General features: G+C 47.5%; 17 protein-coding genes and 1 riboswitch. Of the genes, 8 read left to right on the forward strand and 9 right to left on the reverse strand.

Translation table 11 applies throughout. The features are described from left to right. The first annotated feature begins 69 nt into the window (after positions 1–69). Positions 70–1,425, forward strand: coding sequence for a magnesium transporter (gene mgtE, locus AACT21_RS12190; protein WP_013855966.1), 1,356 nt, complete (start codon positions 70–72; stop codon positions 1,423–1,425). Positions 1,426–1,522: 97 nt separating this feature from the next. Here mgtE and pmbA read toward each other — a convergent pair whose 3' ends face one another. Beyond that, entirely contained in the window at positions 1,523–2,866 is a 1,344-nt protein-coding gene (gene pmbA / locus AACT21_RS12195; RefSeq protein ID WP_094164629.1) for a metalloprotease PmbA, read from the reverse strand. Positions 2,867–2,974: 108 nt separating this feature from the next. Between pmbA and yjgA the strand changes: the two genes are divergently transcribed. Continuing rightward, a complete protein-coding gene (yjgA, locus tag AACT21_RS12200) occupies positions 2,975–3,502 on the forward strand; it encodes a ribosome biogenesis factor YjgA (RefSeq protein ID WP_303396336.1) in 528 nt (175 codons plus the stop codon). A gap of 55 nt (positions 3,503–3,557) precedes the next feature. On the opposite strand, the gene thiQ is transcribed toward yjgA, so the two are convergent. The 5 genes from thiQ to mpl all read right to left on the reverse strand — a co-directional run bounded on the left by thiQ (position 3,558) and on the right by mpl (position 9,094). Further along, the gene (gene thiQ / locus AACT21_RS12205) at positions 3,558–4,262 is read right to left on the reverse strand and encodes a thiamine ABC transporter ATP-binding protein (protein ID WP_017046452.1); all 705 of its coding nucleotides are present in this window, start codon (positions 4,260–4,262) and stop codon (positions 3,558–3,560) included. Then, positions 4,256–5,851, reverse strand: coding sequence for a thiamine/thiamine pyrophosphate ABC transporter permease ThiP (gene thiP / locus AACT21_RS12210; RefSeq protein WP_094164631.1), 1,596 nt, complete (start codon positions 5,849–5,851; stop codon positions 4,256–4,258). Before thiP ends, thiQ begins: the two co-directional genes overlap by 7 nt. Before the next feature lie 13 nt (positions 5,852–5,864). Next, positions 5,865–6,857, reverse strand: a complete 993-nt coding sequence (thiB, locus tag AACT21_RS12215; RefSeq protein WP_094164632.1) for a thiamine ABC transporter substrate binding subunit — start codon at positions 6,855–6,857, stop codon at positions 5,865–5,867. 66 nt (positions 6,858–6,923) lie between these two features. Then, a riboswitch (TPP riboswitch) is annotated at positions 6,924–7,043 on the reverse strand. A 29-nt stretch (positions 7,044–7,072) separates the two neighbouring features. Further along, positions 7,073–7,702: a flavin prenyltransferase UbiX gene (locus AACT21_RS12220; RefSeq protein ID WP_094164633.1), complete on the reverse strand. Its 630-nt coding sequence runs from the start codon at positions 7,700–7,702 to the stop codon at positions 7,073–7,075. Positions 7,703–7,735: 33 nt separating this feature from the next. Continuing rightward, a complete protein-coding gene (mpl, locus tag AACT21_RS12225; protein ID WP_064625920.1) occupies positions 7,736–9,094 on the reverse strand; it encodes a UDP-N-acetylmuramate:L-alanyl-gamma-D-glutamyl-meso-diaminopimelate ligase in 1,359 nt (452 codons plus the stop codon). A 272-nt stretch (positions 9,095–9,366) separates the two neighbouring features. On the opposite strand from mpl, the gene fbp reads away from it, so the two are divergent. Together fbp and ppa are read left to right on the forward strand one after the other, a co-directional pair. Continuing rightward, a complete protein-coding gene (gene fbp, locus AACT21_RS12230) occupies positions 9,367–10,377 on the forward strand; it encodes a class 1 fructose-bisphosphatase (protein ID WP_013855958.1) in 1,011 nt (336 codons plus the stop codon). 177 nt (positions 10,378–10,554) lie between these two features. Then, a complete protein-coding gene (ppa, locus tag AACT21_RS12235; RefSeq protein WP_010318803.1) occupies positions 10,555–11,082 on the forward strand; it encodes an inorganic diphosphatase in 528 nt (175 codons plus the stop codon). A gap of 233 nt (positions 11,083–11,315) precedes the next feature. Here the strand turns inward: ppa and AACT21_RS12240 are convergent, their stop codons facing one another. Genes AACT21_RS12240 through tamA form a run of 3 tightly spaced genes read right to left on the reverse strand, consistent with a single transcriptional unit; the run spans position 11,316 to position 17,180 of the window. Next, complete coding sequence (locus tag AACT21_RS12240; RefSeq protein WP_170899297.1) at positions 11,316–11,663, reverse strand: gamma-glutamylcyclotransferase family protein; 348 nt, start codon at positions 11,661–11,663, stop codon at positions 11,316–11,318. A gap of 10 nt (positions 11,664–11,673) precedes the next feature. Beyond that, positions 11,674–15,471, reverse strand: a complete 3,798-nt coding sequence (gene tamB / locus AACT21_RS12245; RefSeq protein ID WP_094164634.1) for an autotransporter assembly complex protein TamB — start codon at positions 15,469–15,471, stop codon at positions 11,674–11,676. Next, positions 15,468–17,180, reverse strand: coding sequence for an autotransporter assembly complex protein TamA (gene tamA / locus AACT21_RS12250; RefSeq protein WP_094164635.1), 1,713 nt, complete (start codon positions 17,178–17,180; stop codon positions 15,468–15,470). Before tamA ends, tamB begins: the two co-directional genes overlap by 4 nt. Before the next feature lie 167 nt (positions 17,181–17,347). Between tamA and msrA the strand changes: the two genes are divergently transcribed. The 4 genes from msrA to AACT21_RS12270 all read left to right on the forward strand — a co-directional run. Then, the gene (msrA, locus tag AACT21_RS12255) at positions 17,348–17,986 is read left to right on the forward strand and encodes a peptide-methionine (S)-S-oxide reductase MsrA (RefSeq protein WP_088729165.1); all 639 of its coding nucleotides are present in this window, start codon (positions 17,348–17,350) and stop codon (positions 17,984–17,986) included. Between the two features lie 114 nt (positions 17,987–18,100). Then, the gene (locus AACT21_RS12260; protein ID WP_094164636.1) at positions 18,101–18,652 is read left to right on the forward strand and encodes a YtfJ family protein; all 552 of its coding nucleotides are present in this window, start codon (positions 18,101–18,103) and stop codon (positions 18,650–18,652) included. A 140-nt stretch (positions 18,653–18,792) separates the two neighbouring features. After that, positions 18,793–19,086 (forward strand): DUF2607 family protein, encoded by a 294-nt coding sequence (locus AACT21_RS12265; protein ID WP_081989810.1) that lies wholly within the window; start codon positions 18,793–18,795, stop codon positions 19,084–19,086. An 81-nt stretch (positions 19,087–19,167) separates the two neighbouring features. Then, a partial coding sequence (locus tag AACT21_RS12270) for a ZrgA family zinc uptake protein (protein ID WP_254917235.1) occupies positions 19,168–19,604 on the forward strand: 437 nt, incomplete at its 3' end.

The raw sequence follows: 19,604 nt of genomic DNA on the forward strand, positions 1-19,604 counted from the left end.
CTTATTAAATAAGGCCTAGAATTAAGTTACTATTCAACACATTGTAAGAATCCTAAGTAGGGGGAAACCATGGCCGAGCAAATTGAATTTGATCAAGCTCACCTAACCCTCCAAGAAGTCAGCGAAGCTTTAGAAAATGGTCGTTTTGTCCATGTCCGTCGCCAATTGCAGGACATGGAGCCAGAAGATATTGCTCACCTCTTAGAAGCCTCTCCACGTAAAAGCCGGGAGGTGTTATGGCAACTCACCGACCCAGAAGACTACGGTGAAATCCTTGATGAGCTCAACGAAGACGTCAAAGATGCCCTAGTTTCCAAAATGGCACCCGAAAAACTTGCAGAAGCGACCGAAGGCATGGACACCGATGACGTGGCCTATGTACTGCGTAGCTTGCCAGATGACGTGTCACGCGAAGTGCTTTCGCAGATGGACAGCGCTGATCGCCAACGCGTTGAAACCGCACTCTCCTATTCAGAGGAAACAGCCGGCGGGATCATGAATACCGACGTGATCACCATTCGTGGTGACGTTGATATTGACGTGGTTTTACGCTATTTACGCATGCGTGGCGATCTGCCCGAAGCAACCGATGCACTTTACGTGATTGACGATGAAAGTAAGCTGATTGGGCATCTCTCACTCACCACCTTGCTGACCACGCAACCGGATATTCCAGTAAGTGAAGTCATGGATGATGCCGATGAGGCGATTTTGGTCACCACCAGCGACTCAGATGTTGCCAGCCTGTTTGAACGTCGCAACTGGGTGTCCGCGCCTGTGGTGGATGAAAACCAGCACTTGGTCGGTCGGATCACCATTGATGACGTCGTTGACATCATTCGTGAAGATGCCGAACACTCAATGATGAGCATGGCTGGTATGAACGATGACGAAGATACCTTTGCTCCGGTAGTCAAATCCGCACGTAAACGGACCATCTGGCTTGGGGCAAATGTTTTGGCCGCCCTCGCCGCTGCTTCTGTTTCCAACATGTTTGAAGCGACACTTGATCAAATGGCCGCCATTGCCGTGCTAATGACCATAGTGCCCTCAATGGGTGGTGTCGCTGGTAACCAAACTGTGGCCTTGGTCATTCGTGGTTTAGCATTGGGACATATCGGTGACAGTAACCAACGTGAATTGCTATTCAAAGAAGCGGCGATCGGTTTTTTAAATGGCATCATGTGGGCCACCATTATTGGCGGCATTGTGGTGGCATGGAAAGGCAATTGGATGCTTGGCGGCATCATTTCCGCAGCAATGATGGCCAACCTACTCATTGCCGGGATCGCCGGCGTCACCATCCCAATTTTACTGAAAAAAATGAAAATCGACCCGGCTCTTGCTGGCGGAATGGCGTTAACAACCGTCACCGATGTGGTTGGGCTTTCTGTCTTTCTCGGCTTGGCGACCATTTTGATGTAGCCATATTTTGATGTAACCCTATAGTGATACATACCCAAACCACCCATAAAAAAAGCTTGGTTGTTATACCAAGCTTTTTCATATTCAGCTTAAGCAATTATTCGCCCGCAATTTTCATCGATTCAAGTAAAATAGACCCAGTTTGGATTTGCGAGCGTGTTTCGACATCACTCCCTACCGCCACCATTTGCTGGAACATATCTTTCAAATTGCCCGCGATAGTAATCTCAGATACAGGGTATTGAATCACACCGTTTTCAATCCAGAAACCAGCGGCGCCACGCGAATAATCACCTGTCACTGCATTAACACCTTGGCCCATCACTTCAGTGACTAACAAGCCTGTACCCAACGCTTTGAGCATCTGCTCAAAATTTTGTCCTGTGGATTGAACATACCAGTTATGGATGCCACCCGCGTGACCAGTTGGAGTCATCTTCATTTTACGAGCGGCATAGCTGCTCAGAAGATAAGTCGAGAGCACGCCATCGGTAATGATTTGGCGGTCTTGCGTAAACACCCCTTCACTATCAAATGGGCTTGATGCCAACGCACGTAATACATGGGGTTTTTCGGCAATATTGAACCAATCGGGTAAAATTTTCTCGCCTAACTTATCAAGTAAAAAGGAAGATTTACGATACAAGCTGCCACCACTGATCGCCATCACCAAATGGCCAATCAAACCTGTCGCTACATCTGCGGCAAACATCACCGGAACTTTGCCCGTCTTCAGTTTTTTTGCATCTAAACGGCTGATGGTTTTTTCTGCAGCTTGTTGCCCGACCAGCTCTGGCGACCATAAATCGTCGCGGTGACGTGCAACGGTATAGCTATAATCACGCTCCATCTCACCATTTTTACCCTCACCGATCACGCAGCAGCTAATGCTATGACGGCTAGAGGCATAACTCGCGAGCAAACCATGGCTATTACCATACACTTTCACACCGTAATGGCTGTCATAACTTGCACCATCACTTTGTTTGATCTTGTTGCTATAAGCTAACGCTTTCTCTTCTGCAGCAATGGCAATTTTAGCGGCCATGTCCGGGTTAGGTTCATCCGGATGGAAAAGATCTAAATCAGGAATATTTCGCACCATTAACTCTTTAGGTGCAGGGCCTGCATAAGGATCTTCAGAAGTGTAAAGCGCAATATCAAGCGCTGCAGCGACCGTCTGCGCAATTGCTTTTTCACTGAGATCTGACGTCGACGCACTGCCTTTACGTTGCCCACGATACACAGTGATGCCTAATGCCCCATCACTGTTAAATTCTACGTTTTCAACTTCACACATTCGCGTCGAAACACTCAGGCCGGTACTTTTGGTGATCGCCACTTCGGCAGCATCAGAACTGAGCGCAGCCATCTCTAATGCCTTAGCAACCGCCGCTTCAAGTTCGATGCGCTGCTGAGCAACTTGTTGTTTTACGTCCATATCTCATCAATTATTAGCAAACAATGTCATTAGGATAACAAGAATTTCGCTTTCTCCCCACGATTCTTGCTAAAATAGCTGACATACATAACTCAATAGATGAAGAAAATGGCGCGTAAGAATCAAAAAGCTCCTTGGGAAGAAGAAGAGGAGATCATTTGGGTTAGCAAAACCGAAATGAAAAACGACATGACTGAGCTACAAAAACTGGGTGAAGAGCTGGTTGCTCTGAAGCCGTCTCAGTTAGCAAAAATCCCGATGTCTGAAGATTTGATGGATGCCATCAAAGATGCTCAGCGTTTTAGCATGGAAGCCAGACGCCGCCAACTGCAATACATTGGAAAAATGATGCGTACCATCGATGCCGAACCAATTCAAGCGGCATTGGATAAACTGCGTAACAAGCACTCACAAAATACCGCCATGCTGCACAAGCTCGAACAGATGCGTGATCGTATTGTGGAGAAAGGTGACAGCGCGATTGAAGATGCGATGGCACTCTATCCAGAGATGGATCGTCAACGTCTGCGCCAATTAGCGCGTCAAGCAAATAAAGAGAGAGCCAACAGCAAACCACCAAGAGCATCACGAGAGATTTTCCAAGTGCTCAGGGAGCATAACGATAAGTCAGTTTAACCTGTCATAGTGCTGATTAGACGCAAAAACCTCACCTAAACGTGTGAGGTTTTTTTTATTCCCCTGCACGCACAAAATCACTGAGCTGCGCGTCTGCGTGTTGCGCGGAAAGTGCCTCAATGCGATCACTCACTAACACATGTCCTTGAGCCATAAACGCAAAATGGCTCGCAATCGCTTTGGCATCACTAATATGGTGCGTCACCATCACTACAGTGATCGCTCTTTCTGCGGCTAACTGCTTAACCAAAAGCAGCATCTCTTCTCTGAGTAGCGGATCCAAGGCGGAAAAGGGCTCATCCAGCAGCCAGATAGGATGTGGTTGTACAAAACAGCGCGCCAGAGCAACTCGTTGACGCTGCCCCCCTGAGAGCTGCTCAGGCAAGCGATCAAGTAGCGCAGCCAAACCCACTTGCTGCGCGGCGCACTCAACTAACGCCTTTTGCGAAGTGGTTAATTTCAGCCCCGGATGTAACCCAAGGCTAATATTTTCACGCACAGTGAGATGGGCAAAAAGATTGTGCTCTTGAAACAGCATCGAAAAAGGACGCAAGTGTGGCTCCTGCCCAAGTAAGGATTGCCCTTGCACTTGGATATCGCCGCTTTTCGGTGCAATAAAACCCGCAACTAAGCTCAGTAAAGTCGACTTGCCCGCGCCACTTGGCCCCATCAAAGAGAGAATCGCCCCTCGCGGTACAGAGAGCGAAAATTCAAACCACTCCTGTTGATACTCATAGTGTACGGCCTTGAGTTCTAACATTGCTTTACCTTTGAATATGAGTGAAATAACCGCTCAATGAGGGCAAAACAACCCACACTGAGTAACAACAGCGTAAGAGAAACCACCGCCGCCGCTTGCATTTGGTAACTGCCCAGCAGTTGGAACAGGTAAAGCGGTAAGGTTCTAAACTCTTGGCTACCAAATAGAGCAATCGCACTTAAATCCCCCATTGAGAGCAAAAAGCTGATCGCAAAGGCATGCGCTAAGGGTTTACGCAACGCACGCAGCTCAATCACTTGCAAACGCTGCCACCCTTTAATGCCAAGGCTGGCACATAACCATTGATATTGCTGCGCGATATGCAGCATAGGTTGCGCCAATGTTTTCAACACATACGGCAATGCCATTAAGCCATTGACGAAAAAAACCACCCAATACGCTAAGCTAAATGCATCGGTCCAGATACGTAGCAACAGAAAAAGCCCGGTGCTGATAACAAGCCCTGGCGTGACCAAAATAATCGCGCCAATCAACTCTAGTTGGTCCGCCTTACGGTTGTGCTGCTGCAGGCGCAAAGCGCGAGTCGTGATGAGTATGGCAACCCCAGCCGAAACAGCAACCACGCTTGCCAATAACGCCACTTGCAGTGAAGCCCAAAGCGCACGCCAGAATTGCTCATCGCTCAAGACGTGAAAAAGCTGCGAATTTAAACCGCTCAAGATGACCATCACCAGCGGCGGAAGTACTAACAGCAACGCAAGGAAGATCCATGCGCCGTCCCAGCATTGTGCTTTTCGATTGTCTCGACTAACCACATAATCACTCGCTTGACGCCCTGTGGTGATGGCTAACGGCTTCGCTAAGCGTGAAATGGATAGAGACAGCAGCCCGCATAACAACATCTGCCACAGCGCAAGCAGCGCGCCAGCTTGTAAATCAAAATCAAATTTGATCGCCTGATAAATCGCCAGCTCAATCGTGGTTGATTTAGGCCCGCCGCCAAGTGCCATCACAGTGGCAAAACTGGTAAAACAGAGCATGAACACCAAACCACAGACATGAGGAAGCTGCTGACGTAAACGTGGCCATTCAACCCAACGAAATTTGTGCCAATGACTCATGCCAAGATGCGCGCATAACTTATGTTGTTCTGCCGGGATCGACTCTAACGCTTGCAGCAATAAACGGCTGGCATACGGGAGATTAAAAAACAGATGCGCCAGTAAAATACCGTTTAATCCGTAAATGGAAAACGGCAGTTTGCTATCAAACCACGCAAGCAGCGAGGCGAGCAGGCCGCTATTACCATAAATGGCCAACAAACCAAATACGCCCGCCAGCACTGGAAGCACTAAGGTCGTTGCAAACAATTTGATCAGCAGCGCACGTCCGCAAAATCGACGACGGTAAAGTGCGTGAGCGACAGGAACCGCGAAACCAACACTGAGCAGCATCGACAAGCTGGCTTGGTAAAAACTAAATTGAGTAACATGGCGATAATACGGGTCTTGCCATACGTGCATCACATTTAAGCTGGGTGCTTGTAACAGCAACGCCGCCAACGCACTGATGACAAAGGTCGCGACAAGCATCGCGACCCCAATGCCTATTTTAGGAATAGCATTCAAACTTTATCGAACCTTAAAACGTTAAGGCGGTTTGCCACTCACGGATCCACGCTTTACGCATCTCAGACACCTCTTGTGCGCTAAAGGTGAGCGCCTTTGGTGGCACAGTCAGCGTTTCAAAACCTTTCGGTAGCGCGACAGACGTCACAGGATACATCCAGTTTCCGGTTGGCATCACCGACTGAAATTGATCACTTAAAATAAAGTGCATGAACTCATCGGCCAATTTTCCGTTATCACTGTGTTTTACTTTCGCAGCCACTTCCACTTGCATGTAGTGTCCTTCGGCAAAATCAGCAGCCGCGTACTTGGCGTCATTTTCCGCAATCAAATGATAGGCTGGAGAGGTGGTGTAAGAGAGCACCAGATCGGACTCACCTTTTAGAAACATCGCATAGGCTTCTGACCAACCTTTGGTGACTGTCACCGTCTTATTGGCGAGCTGTTGCCATGCTAAATTGGCTTTCTCACCATAGACAGATTTCATCCACAGCAGTAAGCCTTGACCGGGTGTTGAAGTGCGCGGATCTTGATAAATCACTTTAAGATCATCGCGCTTTTCTACCAACTCTTTTAAGCTTTGGGGTGGGTTTGCTAATTTCTCTTTATTGTAAACAAAGGCAAAATAGCCGTAATCATAAGGAACAAATATTTCATCACTCCAACCACCGGGTAGCGTGACTTGGCCCGTCTCGACATTATGATCTGCCAATAAGCCAGTCTGTTTGGCCTCGGCCATTAAGTTGTTATCTAAACCGAGTACGATGTCTGCTTTACTGTTATTACCTTCAAGACGCAAACGGTTTAGGATCGATACCCCATCATCGAGTGCCACAAACTGAAGATCGCAAGCGCATTGTGCTTCGAATGCTTTTTCAATCGCCGGTCCCGGGCCCCATTCTGATGCGAACGAGTCATAGGTATAAACGGTAAGGATATTGTCAGCGGCATGCGCTGAAAAAGAGGTGATGGTGGCAAGTGCAATGGTATTAAGAGTGGTGTTCAACTGGTCGCTCTCCTTGGTTGAGCGGCACAGGCTTGAGGAGGATGAGAATATTCCATTATTCCTATTCTGAGATCCTAACCCAATTCCTACGCCAGCATTATCTGGTTCAGGTTTACGGGTCCCAAGCTCACGCTTGATCTCAGCAGCATTCATTGAGATGAATGATTTGCTCCCCGTTGAGTGAGGTGGATTGTAATTGGAATTAACGCAATAAGCTATACCGTTGGGCGTGAGTCATATCCCCAACGTGGCACAAGCCCTTGTTCAACGCCTAAATGGTCCAAAATACGCGCCACCATAAAATCGACCAAGTCTTCAATTGACTGCGGCTGATGATAAAAACCGGGGGCTGCGGGCATAATGGTGACGCCCATTTGCGACAACTTGAGCATGTTTTCTAAATGTAAGGTGGAAAACGGAGTTTCGCGCACCACTAACACCAGTTGGCCACGCTCTTTCATCACTACATCAGCAGCCCGTTCGATCAAATTATCGGACATGCCATGGGCAATCGCCGCAACGCTGCCTGCCGAACATGGGCACACCACCATCTGTTTTGGCGCAGCAGAGCCCGAAGCCACTGGAGAGAACCACTCTTCTTTGCCGCACACGACAAGCTGTGAGGCATCGCAGTGTAAATGTTCCACCAACGCTGCTTTGGCTGCCTCAGTCCCACTGGGCAACCTCAAACCGTGCTCGGTTGCAAGCACAACGCGCGCGGCCGAAGAGATCAAAAGATACACTCGGTAATCTGCAGCCAATAAACACTCCAATAGACGAAGTCCGTAAGGAGCACCTGAAGCGCCAGTAAAGGCTAAAGTGATGGCTTTCTGTTGTGTTGTCATAACTCTCTATTTCGTTTGTGTCGCTGGCTGGCATTACATGGCTTGATTTAATGCAAGCAGTAGCTTGTTATGAATACCTTCAAAGCCACCATTGCTCATCACCAAAATGTGATCGCCCGGCTGGGCTTCCTGCGCAATTTGCGCGACGAAAGCATCAATATCATCATTCACTTGCGCTGGTTGTGAGCATTGATCAGCTACATCCTGCACCGACCAAGCAAGATTGTTCGGCTGATAGAGATAAACTGAATCGGCTTGCTGTAATGACGCCGCTAAAGTTTGCTTATGTACGCCCAACTTCATCGTAGCCGAACGAGGCTCTAAAACCGCGATAATTTTCTGATCGCCTACCTTGTTACGTAAACCACCCAAAGTAAGTTCAATGGCCGTTGGATGATGAGCAAAATCGTCATACAACGTAATACCGTTCACTTCGCCTTTGAGCTCTAAACGACGTTTGGTATTGATAAATTTACCCAAAGCTTGACAGGCTAAATCCGGAGTGACCCCCACGTGACGCGCCGCGCCAATCGCCATTAAGGCGTTATCGACATTATGATCGCCAACCAAATCCCAAGTTACGCGCCCCACGCGTTCATTGTCAAAGAACACATCAAATTGCGAACCATCACGCGTAATTTTTTCAGCTTTCCACTGCGCTTGCTCACCGGTAAACTCAGTTTCGCTCCAGCAGCCACGTGCGAGAACATCCGCTAATGCGCGCTCTTTTTGCGGAGCAAAAATACGACCATTGCCCGGAACAGTACGCACTAGATGATGAAATTGGCGCTTAATCGCTTCAAGATCGTCAAAAATGTCTGCATGATCAAACTCTAAGTTATTCAACACTAAAGTGCGTGGGTGATAATGGACAAACTTAGAACGCTTATCGAAAAAAGCACTGTCATATTCATCGGCTTCAACCACAAAAAACATGCTTTCGCCCAAACGCGCAGAAATGCCAAAGTTGCCAAGTACGCCTCCCACCAAAAAGCCCGGTTGGTAACCGCAATCTTCTAAGATCCACGCCAACATGCTCGACGTGGTGGTTTTACCGTGTGTACCAGCCACCGCAAGAACCCAGCGGTCATGCAACAGGAACTCTTGCAACCATTGCGGGCCAGAGGTGTAACGCAAGTTGTGGTTCAGCACATATTCAACACACGGATTGCCGCGACTCATGGCGTTGCCAATCACCACCAAATCAGGCTTGGGCTCTAATTGAGCAGGGTCAAAGCCTTCGATAATCTCGATCCCTTGAGACTCCAATAACGTACTCATCGGTGGGTAAACGTTGGCGTCGCTGCCGGTAACTTTATGACCTAATTGCCGCGCTAAAACGGCAACACCGCCCATAAACGTACCGCAAATCCCAAGAATGTGAATATGCATAAATCCTAGCCTCGCACATGGCGTTGTGAGTGATTGCCTCCATTATCACCATCCATTTAAGAAAAGCGAGCATGTTTGCAACTTCTAAAAAGTCGACAAACAAATTGAGATCTCAATCTGTTACTTCATTACCATTAAAAAGATCTAAGCCCTAAAATCGCAGTGTTACCCAAACGTTATCAAATGGGTCACTCGTTTCGGCCGACATCCCAACAAGAGGATGCGTTGTGAAACAATCACTCCCCCCTATATAGCTATGTTAAGGAAATAACATGTCTGAGATTCGCACTCTTGGCGAGTTTATTGTTGAGAAACAACATGACTTCCCCCACGCAAGCGGTGATCTTTCATCTCTGTTGTCCTCTATTCGTCTTGCGGCAAAAATTGTTAATAGAGAAATCAACAAAGCAGGCCTTGCTGATATTACCGGTGCAGTTGGTACGGATAATATTCAAGGCGAAGAACAACAAAAACTCGATGTCTACGCCAACGAAAAATTTAAAGCGGCGCTTGAAGCGCGCGATCAAGTGTGTGGTGTCGCCAGTGAAGAAGAAGATGAAGCGGTTGCGTTTAGCAAAGAGCTCAACAAAAACGCAAAATACGTGGTGTTGATGGACCCGCTGGACGGCTCATCCAACATCGATGTCAATGTTTCTGTCGGCACGATTTTTTCTATTTATCGCCGCGTATCGCCAGTCGGCACGCCACCAACACAAGAAGACTTCTTACAACCCGGTAATAAACAGGTTGCGGCTGGTTATGTTATTTACGGCTCTTCAACCATGTTGGTGTATACCACCGGCAACGGCGTGAATGGCTTTACTTATGATCCGTCACTCGGCACTTTCTATCTTTCACACCCCAATATGATGACCTTCGATGATGGTAAAATTTACTCCATCAATGAAGGTAACTACATCCGCTTCCCAACTGGCGTCAAAAAATACATTAAATACTGCCAAGAGAATGTGCCTGAAGATAATCGCCCTTACACGTCACGTTACATTGGTTCGCTAGTGGCGGATTTTCACCGTAATCTGCTCAAAGGTGGCATCTATCTATACCCAAGCACGCAAAGCCATCCAAACGGCAAGCTGCGCCTATTGTACGAATGTAATCCAATGGCGTTTTTGATTGAACAAGCAGGCGGTATTGCTTCTGACGGCGTCAATCGCGTGTTGGATATTAAGCCGACAGAACTGCATCAACGTGTGCCATTCTTCTGCGGTTCAAAAAATATGGTCCATAAATTGGAAGAGTTCTTGGAACTCAATCGCGATTAAATCAGCTCAATGAGCGCCTAACTCTAGGCGCTTTTTTTATCGATAAATATGAGGCAAGACTCTCTTTTTACGGTTTACACCGTTTCCTATTTACCGCTAAAGTTGCAACACAAGCGTTTACGTTCTGTTAATCAACCCAAAACAATTCAAGTCCAGCGACGAAAAAGGAAATGCTAAATGAGCTTAAACAACGTTCCGGCAGGAAAATCACTGCCTGATGATATTTACGTGGTGATTGAAATTCCAGCCAACGCCGACCCAATCAAATACGAAGTCGACAAAGAATCTGGTGCGGTATTTGTGGACCGTTTCATGTCTTCACCTATGTTCTACCCATGCAACTACGGTTATGTGAATCACACCTTATCGCTCGATGGCGATCCTGTCGATGTGTTGGTGCCCACGCCTTATCCGCTCATGCCAGGCTCGGTGATTCGCTGCCGCCCAGTTGGCGTATTGAAGATGACCGATGAGTCTGGTGAAGATGCCAAAGTGGTGGCGGTTCCTCACTCCAAGCTCACCAAAGAGTACGACCACATTCAAGACGTAAATGACCTGCCAGCACTACTGAAAGCGCAAATTACACAGTTCTTTGAACGCTATAAAGAGCTTGAAGCGGGCAAATGGGTCAAAGTCGATGGATGGGAAGATGCCGCTGCCGCGCGAGCTGAAATCCTGACTTCATTTGAACGCGCTCAAAAATAGTCACCATCATTAAACAGTCACGATAGTTATATACCTAAACAACTTGGAGTTGCAGGTAGGCGGCAAGTGAGTGAGTCCCCATGAGCATAGGCAAACTATGTGATTGGGGTGAACAAACGTAGCCAACACCGCTGCAGCTTCAAGTAGGAAGGGTATAAGTGTCGTTATAAATAAAAAGCCACATCCTGCTAATATGCGATGTGGCTTTTTATTTCCATTTTCAACGCCATTCGTTACACCCGTTGGCACCAGTCTCCAGAATTAATCACAGCAGTAAGACGGCTGTGATCTTGATAGAGATAAATCCACGCACGGCCAAATGGGGTTTCGATCGTTTCACGGCGATATTCGATGGGAATATCTTCTAAAAGATCGAGTTTTGCTAGTGTCTGCTCATCCACTCGATATACCTCACCGACTATCGATTGCTGTCCCTGAGCCAAGCCAGGATATGGACCTAGATCATACAGCGCATAGTCAGCTGGCGTGTAGAACGATCCTAACATTTCGCTTGTCTCAAGCAGATGCGCATTACTTTCACCACGGCGTAATGTGCCGTAGACAAAAACCAGATGTTGCATATGACTGTCCCTAGTTAAATTCAAACTGATACAAAAGATCCACCGCGCTATCTAAACCGGATACCGCTTCAACGTACAAATCCCTCATCAAGCGGTAACGCACGGTAAATTCGCCCACCGAGCTGAAAATACCAACACCATATTTCACTTGTAGCCCCGGTAAAATATAGCCGCTTACCGTCACTTGTGAATCATCACCGGAACCGGCCGTATCCAATTGCAGATCTTGCACACCGAAGGCTTGACCAATTTCGCCCACCACCTTACCGCTTTGTGCCAAGCTCAAACCAATCAGTGCAGTGGTCATCGCATTGCCACCCGCCTCGCCATCAATATTCTGACCACGAAGTAGGTAAGAAAGTGCATTGGCTTGTGGCATCGCGGGTTCTGAAAAAATGGAGACTATGGGTTCATCGGCAGAGCCGGTCACTTTTACTCCTGCAATCACGCCATCTTGTGTGTTATCCGGGTTGCGCACCGCTTTAATCGAAACATAAGGTTGATCAACCGGTCCATTCATTAAAATTTTGCCTTCTTGGATCAGCAAATCTTGTCCAAAGGATCGATACGAACCATTTTGGATATTTACTTCTCCAGTAATAAAAGGGCCTTTATCCTTTTGCGCCACATTGAGGCGGCCAATCAAGCCGCCTTGCAAACCAAAGGCACTGAGCCGGAAATCATCACCAATCGAGATGTTTACATTCGTTTCAACGTTAAATGGCATGGCGCTTTGCTCGCTCACAGGCTGTAAAGCAGCGTCCAATATCACTTGATCTTTGGAGACACCAATCGCGCTCGGAGGCAACTCTTCTACCACGATACGTCCCCAAGGCAGGTTAATATTCCCTGTCACAGTGGCCAGTTGAGGTTCTAGTGTGATGCTCATATCTGGGATAACTTTAATCTTGACGATAGGCGGCAGATCCACCAATAGCTCATCGGCCAACACGCGCAGGTTGGCACGCCACTGCTCCATTTTCTGCCAGTCGGCATCCCCCTTGATACTCAACTCGCCATCCGCAGTTTGAATCGCTGCATTGAGCAAGGCTTGGTAACCATTAAAGTCCATCGCCACTCGGCCCGAGGTAACATCCAGCGGCGAAATATCGCCTTTGACGACAATGTCATCCACCACCACGCTGCCCATCACTTTCGGGTGCAACATCGGCCCACTGAAGGCAAGTTGACTGCTAATCTTCGATTTCGCTTGGCTATAATCCCCAAGCAGCGGCTGTAGAAAATCAATATTAAAGGTGGAAAGCGTTAATGCGCCATCCATCATTTTTTCTTTTGCCATTAGATCCGCAATGGTTATTTGCCCCGACAGATCGCCATTATCGGTCACATCCACTAGCCAACGAGCAAACAGCTTGTTCTGTTCAAGCGTACTTTCAATAGTGACGCTATCCCAACCTAAAGTAATGGCTTGGTCGATGTGCTGCGTGACTGCACCTTGGCTTAAGCTGAGTGACACTTTCGCTTGAGGCGCAGTATTGGGCGCCCATTGAGCTGTGAGACTGACATCGGCTTGGCCTTTAAGTTGAGTCTCTTGCGGTAAAAACATTGCGATTTGCTGAAAATCAAAATGGTTGAGAGAGAGCTCGGCCGCACCACTTTGCCCCACAGTCGCGTCTTTATCTAAGCAGAGCGATGCTCCCTCTTGCTGCCAACAATGCGCGGCAATCGTAGCTTGTTGTTTCTCGATATTAACCGCAACAGGTGTCGCTTGGTTTAATAGCCACGGCCCTTGTTCTGTGGACAGTTGTACTCGTTCCAGCGCACCTTGCCACTGCATCGTCGGCTTATCTTCAAAAGATCCGCTGATCGCCAAGCTGGTTGAAATCAGATTTGAAATGACGTCTAAGCTCAGTTGATGCTGCGCCTGCGTGCCTGAAAAACGCAAGTCCACACTATCAACTAACTGCTGCTGGTAACTCAACTGGCTCGCCTGCAATTTCACTTCGGCTTGTGGCACAGGAAGTGGCGTAACATCACCAGTTAAAGTCACCTGCTTTAGGGTCGCTTGTTGCTGCCAAGCAAGATCATTTGCATTGAGGCGCAGCTTGATTTGTGGCTGCTGTAAATCACCACGCAGATAAATATCGCCAATCACTTTGCCGTGCAAATCAGGAACACTTTTCACCAGATCCGCAAAATCAACCGATAAGCCCATACGCCACTCTTTATCCAGCTCACCTTTGGCCGTAATCTGGTTGGGTCCATGGGCTAACGTTAAGCCGCTGGTCGACACAGTAAAAGCGCCTTTCCCTGTCATATCTGATGCGTTTAATTGACCTTCAATATTCAGTGGGTAGCCACGCAACACACCCTCAATATCCAAAATAGGCAGCGCAACGTTCCAACCGCCCTGCTCGGTAAGCTCACCCGTAGTTTCGAGCTTACCGCTGATCACGCCTTCGGCTTGCGGCCACTGTAATCCCGGCTGAATCTGCTCTAAATTCAGCGCCGCTTGCCAGTGAATTTGGGCTTGCCAGTTGGCCATCACTTGGCCAGCAATTTGCCCCCCTAAGGTATCGATTAGCAAAGAATCTAAGTTGATTTGCTGTAAAGTGCCTTTACCAGCAACATCCAGCGTCACATCGGGCAGATCTTTACCTTGCAATTGGCCATTGAGCGCCACGCTATATCCGTCGAGTGAGCCTTGAGTTTTTAAACTCGGCACGCGAACAAAATAGTCTCCTTGCCCAATCAATGGCCACTGTGCTTGAACATCATCCAACGAAATATCAAACGGGATCTCAGGTTGCAGTAGCGCCAATTGCGCATTTAAGTTTGCTTGCGCAAGCCCGCCCAATTTCGCGTTGAGTGTTAAATCACCCAAGCTACCCGAAGCCTCTAGTGCCAGTGTTTGCCCCTGAGCTTCGGCCATTTTGAGCGTGCTTTTTAAAGAGAGATTGAGCGGATAGTCTCCCTTCAGCTGCGCATCAGCTTTTAGGTTGGCAATCAATTGTGGCAGCTCAAGCTCAAGTGATTTTAATGAAACACTGCTCTGATAAGCATTGGCGACCAAACCAAGATGCTTGACAACCAAAGGCTCAGCTTGCTCAAGAGTAAACTGATTGATATCAAAACGCTCCACTTCCAATTGCAGCGGAATGATCACCTCTGGCAAGGTGATGGGCGTTTTCACCGCAGGTGCCGCCGTCGATGATACGGTTGTGGATGGAGTGGATTTGGATTGTGCGCTTGAGGCTGAATCGACATCTTCATTGGTCGCAAGCTTCAGTTGAATATCGCTCCAACTGGTTTTGCCAATCCGTAAGCGATTACCTTGAAATGAGGCATGAGTAGAAAATTGCTTCCATGCCAGCGTATTACCCAAAATATCCAGCTGAATATCATTGAGCTCCACACGGCCAACCTTAATTGGCACCGGTGTAGAGATTGACGTAATGGGATCAGAGGCAGACGAAGGCTCACCTTGCGTCGAAGGGGGAAGCTCTGGCAGTGCCAGCTTTAAGCCACTGATCGCAAGTTCATTTAAGCAAATTGAAGGCTCTAATAAGCAGCTAGCACTTATGGCTAATGTCACTCGCTGCACATCGAGATCGAGCTTTAATGCTTCATCGGAAAAGGTGACTTGGTTGAGCGTGAAACGTGGAAAAATGGCACCTTGAGCACTGGCAACCTGCAGTTGTGGCAGCGCTTTTTGCGCTCCCCACAATAGGCCGTTAAGCCCTGTATTGGTAAACAACAAGGCTGCGAGTGCAATAAATAACGCACCCAACAAGGTGAATAAAATCGCCGATGCCCATTTGGTTATCTTCAACATCACTTTGGTCATAGTTCAGGCCCCAAGGTGAAATGCAGCTGAAATTCATCGCCGGGATTGGCGTCAAGCCCCCATGCAAAATCTAAGCGGATCGGTCCAACCGGAGAAGCCCAGCGAATCCCAGCTCCCACACCGGTTTTCCAATCCGGTGAGTCATTAAAGGCATCGCCATAATCGACAAACAGTGCGCCCCACCAATTTCCAACCAAGCGATATTGATACTCCAACGAACTGGTGGCGATGTATTTGGCCCCAGTCAGTGCGCCGCTGGCATCTTTAGGTGAGATAGATTGATAGCTATACCCTCGTAAATTGTTATCGCCACCAGCAAAGAAGCGCAGAGAAGGCGAGAGTTTGTCAAACTCTTCACTGAAGTTTGCGCCGCCGTCTAAACGCAATAAACCACGATGGTTTTGCCCAGCGCTGCGTATCCAAGCCGTGCCCGCCAACAACCGCACCACACGCGTTTCAGAGACGAAATTTGGATCGCCATACTCAAGTGTGATGCTCTGTTTATCGCCCCACATCGGCATTGAACCACCACGAACACGCGTACGAGAATAGGTCGCTCCCGGTAATACAAACTGGCCGACATCGCTTTGCAAACCTTGTTCGTAGTTTTCTATCAAATAACGAACGAATAGGGTTCGATGCCAACCACCATCACGCAGCCAGTGGCGTTCAAACGATAAGTTAGACTCCAAACTCTTCGTATCACGGTTATCGACATTCTTCATTCCATACTGAATTCGATAATATTCACGCCGCACATCTTCTAGCGGTATTTTGTAGCCAGCGGTAATGGTCTGCTCTGGGGCAGAAAGGGAGAAACTGCTATCAAAACTGTGGCCGAGGCTGTTAACCCAAGGTTTCTTCCACTTGAATGAACCACGCACTCCCACATCCGTTGAGTAACCTAAACCGGTTTCAAGCTGATTTCGAGCTTGCGGTGCAAGGGAAACCTTCATCGGCAGTTCGCGACCGTTCTCCAGTTGGCTAAGATCGGGTTCAACAAAAACAGAGGAAAACCAATCAGTATTGGATAAGTTTTGGTTATATTCCCCTACCTTGGAAACAAGGTAAGGATCATTGGTTTTATAGGGCTGAAGTGAGCGAACTCGCTGATCTTCAATTTGGCTGCCAGTAATGAGCGAGGGACCAAAATGGTAACGAATACCACTGTTAAAATGAAGGCGTACGAAAGCTTCATTCAACTCTGGCGCAACTTCCAAACGGCTTAATTCAAAATTCCCGTTAAAATAACCTTTTTGCAAAGCTAAGTTACGGATACCCGATTTCAAAGCATCGTACTGGCCATGATTAACCGCCGCGCCCATTTTAAGGGCATTGCGGTTAATGAGATTGGCAAAATCAGCATCAGATTCAGCTTCCCCGCTGATCACCACATCCATCTCTTTAATGGTTGTTAGCGGTCCAGGATTGATATTGACCATCAGCTCTTGCTCATCGCTCACCACCACAAACTCAAATTGAGGATGGTAGTAACCCAGCGCGACAAGCGCTTCCGTCATGCTTTTCTCTAAACGAGATTGAAAACGAAGATGCGTTGAATAGTCGCTCTCTGGAATCGACGATAAATAGGCTTCAACGTTGTTTTCTAATTCACCCTCTAAACCATTAATGGTTAACGCCACCTTGGCATACGCCGAAGTGGAAATAAGTAGCATCGTGAATAGAACTGGTAATGATTTTCGTCTCATGCTTAATTAAAGGAACAGTTGAGTAAACAGATCGTTAATGGATGGAAATCATACCGCCAATAGCAAGCTCCGTCTGTATGAAATCAGTCAATTATTCGGGCTGAATGTGAAACAGTGGCTCAACAACAATAAATAAAGCCAAAAATCGGTACACAAAAGGAAAGCTCATGCTCAATAAACAAACAATGGTCAGCGCACAAACAGCACTGAAAGGACGAGAAACCCCTATGTCAGTGGAGGAAATTCATTACGTTAACCACAGCAACATCACTGAGCAGCCTAATGAGCATCAGCAACAAATAGTGATTGGTATGGGCTGTTTTTGGGGCGCTGAACGCTTATTTTGGCAACTCGATGGTGTGGTGTCGACTTCAGTAGGCTATGCCGGCGGCTTTACCCCAAACCCAACTTACGAAGAAGTATGCAGTGGTGAAACTGGTCATACTGAAGTGGTACGCGTAATCTTTGATCCACAGCGCTTGCCATTAGAAAAGCTATTAAGTCATTTTTGGGAAAAGCACGATCCGACCCAAGGCATGCGTCAAGGTAACGATAAAGGCACTCAGTATCGCTCCGCTATCTATACCTATTCAGAACAACAACAGCAAATAGCACAAGCCTCAAAGCAGCGATACCAGCAGGCGTTGTCAGCCAGTCAACGAGCCTTAATTACCACCGAAATTGCACCCGCAGGTCCTTACTACTACGCCGAAAGCTATCATCAACAATATTTAGCTAAAAATCCGAATGGTTATTGTGGGTTAGGAGGAACAGGCATCTGCTTCCCACCCCAGCTCAGCGAATAAAGCGTGTAGAATTGAGGCTTTGTTAGCATTTTGTTAACCGCTTAATGGCCTCTTTTCGTGGTTTTATTGATTCTATGCTATACCTTTGTTGCTCAACTAAAAGGGACCCCTACAATGAAAAGTAAACGAGTGATCGCCATTCTAATGGCCTGCTGTCCAGCGCTTGCCATGGCACACAACATTACCCAAGGTCAGCAAGTTGCTGATGTTTCAGTGGAAAAATATGGTGAAATCATCCTACAAGATGATAAAACGGCCTTTCAAACTTGGGATACCAGCCAACTGCTAGGCAAAGTGCGCGTCATTCAAGCCATTGCTGGTCGCAGCAGTGCTAAAGCGTTAAATGCACCATTGATGGCCGCCATTACGGCCGCACAATTTCCCGCAGAAAGTTATCAAACCACCTCGATCATCAACCAAGATGATGCGATTTGGGGCACAGGATCGTTTGTCAAATCTTCCGCTCAAGACAGCAAGAAAGAGTTTCCGTGGTCTTCCATGGTGCTAGATGAAACGGGAAATGTAGCCAAAGCGTGGGATTTAAAAGAGGAATCATCAGCGATCATCGTTCAAGATAAGCAAGGTAAGGTACTGTTTGTTAAGGAAGGTGCATTGAGTGATGAGGAAATTCAAACGGTTTTAGGCTTGATCAAACAGAATTTATAATAACCTTAGGTGGCCGATAACACGGCTGCCTTTGCTAAACATATCGTGGTGAAAGGTGCTTTTATAAAAATAAGAGTACGCTTTATTCTCACAATATTGTTATATTATAACAATTATCATTTTACTACTGTATTGGTTTGATGTTTACCCGTCTACGTTGCCCCCATTACCGAGCTCAAAGCATTGCATTATGTGCCATGCTGCTGATGCTATGGTTGAATGTCGCTTATGTAGATCATCACCTCGATACTAATCCTGCGCATCACGCGCAGCATCATTGCCAACTTTTTTCTGGCTTTCAAAATGGTCTAAGCAGTGCGCTGCCTATCCTTCCTGCCGTTAGTGGCTGCGAAATTCGATCATCAGTAGAGAAAACTCAGCGTCGCCCCTCAGTTCATTACGCTTATCTTGCTCGCTCACCTCCTCACTTTTAGACGTCTTATCTAGTTATTTATGATTTGTTACCCAAAGCCAACGCGCTAAGGGCTATTTTGATGTTTAAAAGGAATCACCCAATGTTTATCCAACGTAAACTCGCTCTCTCTATCGGCCTAATTTTAAGCATGCCAGCACTGGCAAATGAAGAGTTTCGCCAACATGAGGCTCATGTACATGGCCACGTCGAGTTCAATATTGCTCAAGATGGGCAAGATTTACTGATTGAAATCACCGCCCCCGGCGCTGATGTAGTCGGCTTTGAACATGCACCACAAAATGATGAACAACAACAGCGCTTAAATAAAGTCCTTGAGCAGTTCAGCCACGCCGATGGCATTTTCCAACTGCCCGCTCCGGCCAAGTGTCATTTAGAAGAAAGTCGTATCGCGCATACGTTAAATGGTGAGCACCACGACCACGACCACGACCACGACCACGACCACGACCCCGAGCACGACAACCACCACGAGCACGCCCACGACCACTTCTTCTCGCTTAAACACATCTACGAGCC

It is taken from the genome of Vibrio sp. V08_P9A1T1 (assembly GCF_963874405.1).
Classification (GTDB): domain Bacteria; phylum Pseudomonadota; class Gammaproteobacteria; order Enterobacterales; family Vibrionaceae; genus Vibrio; species Vibrio anguillarum.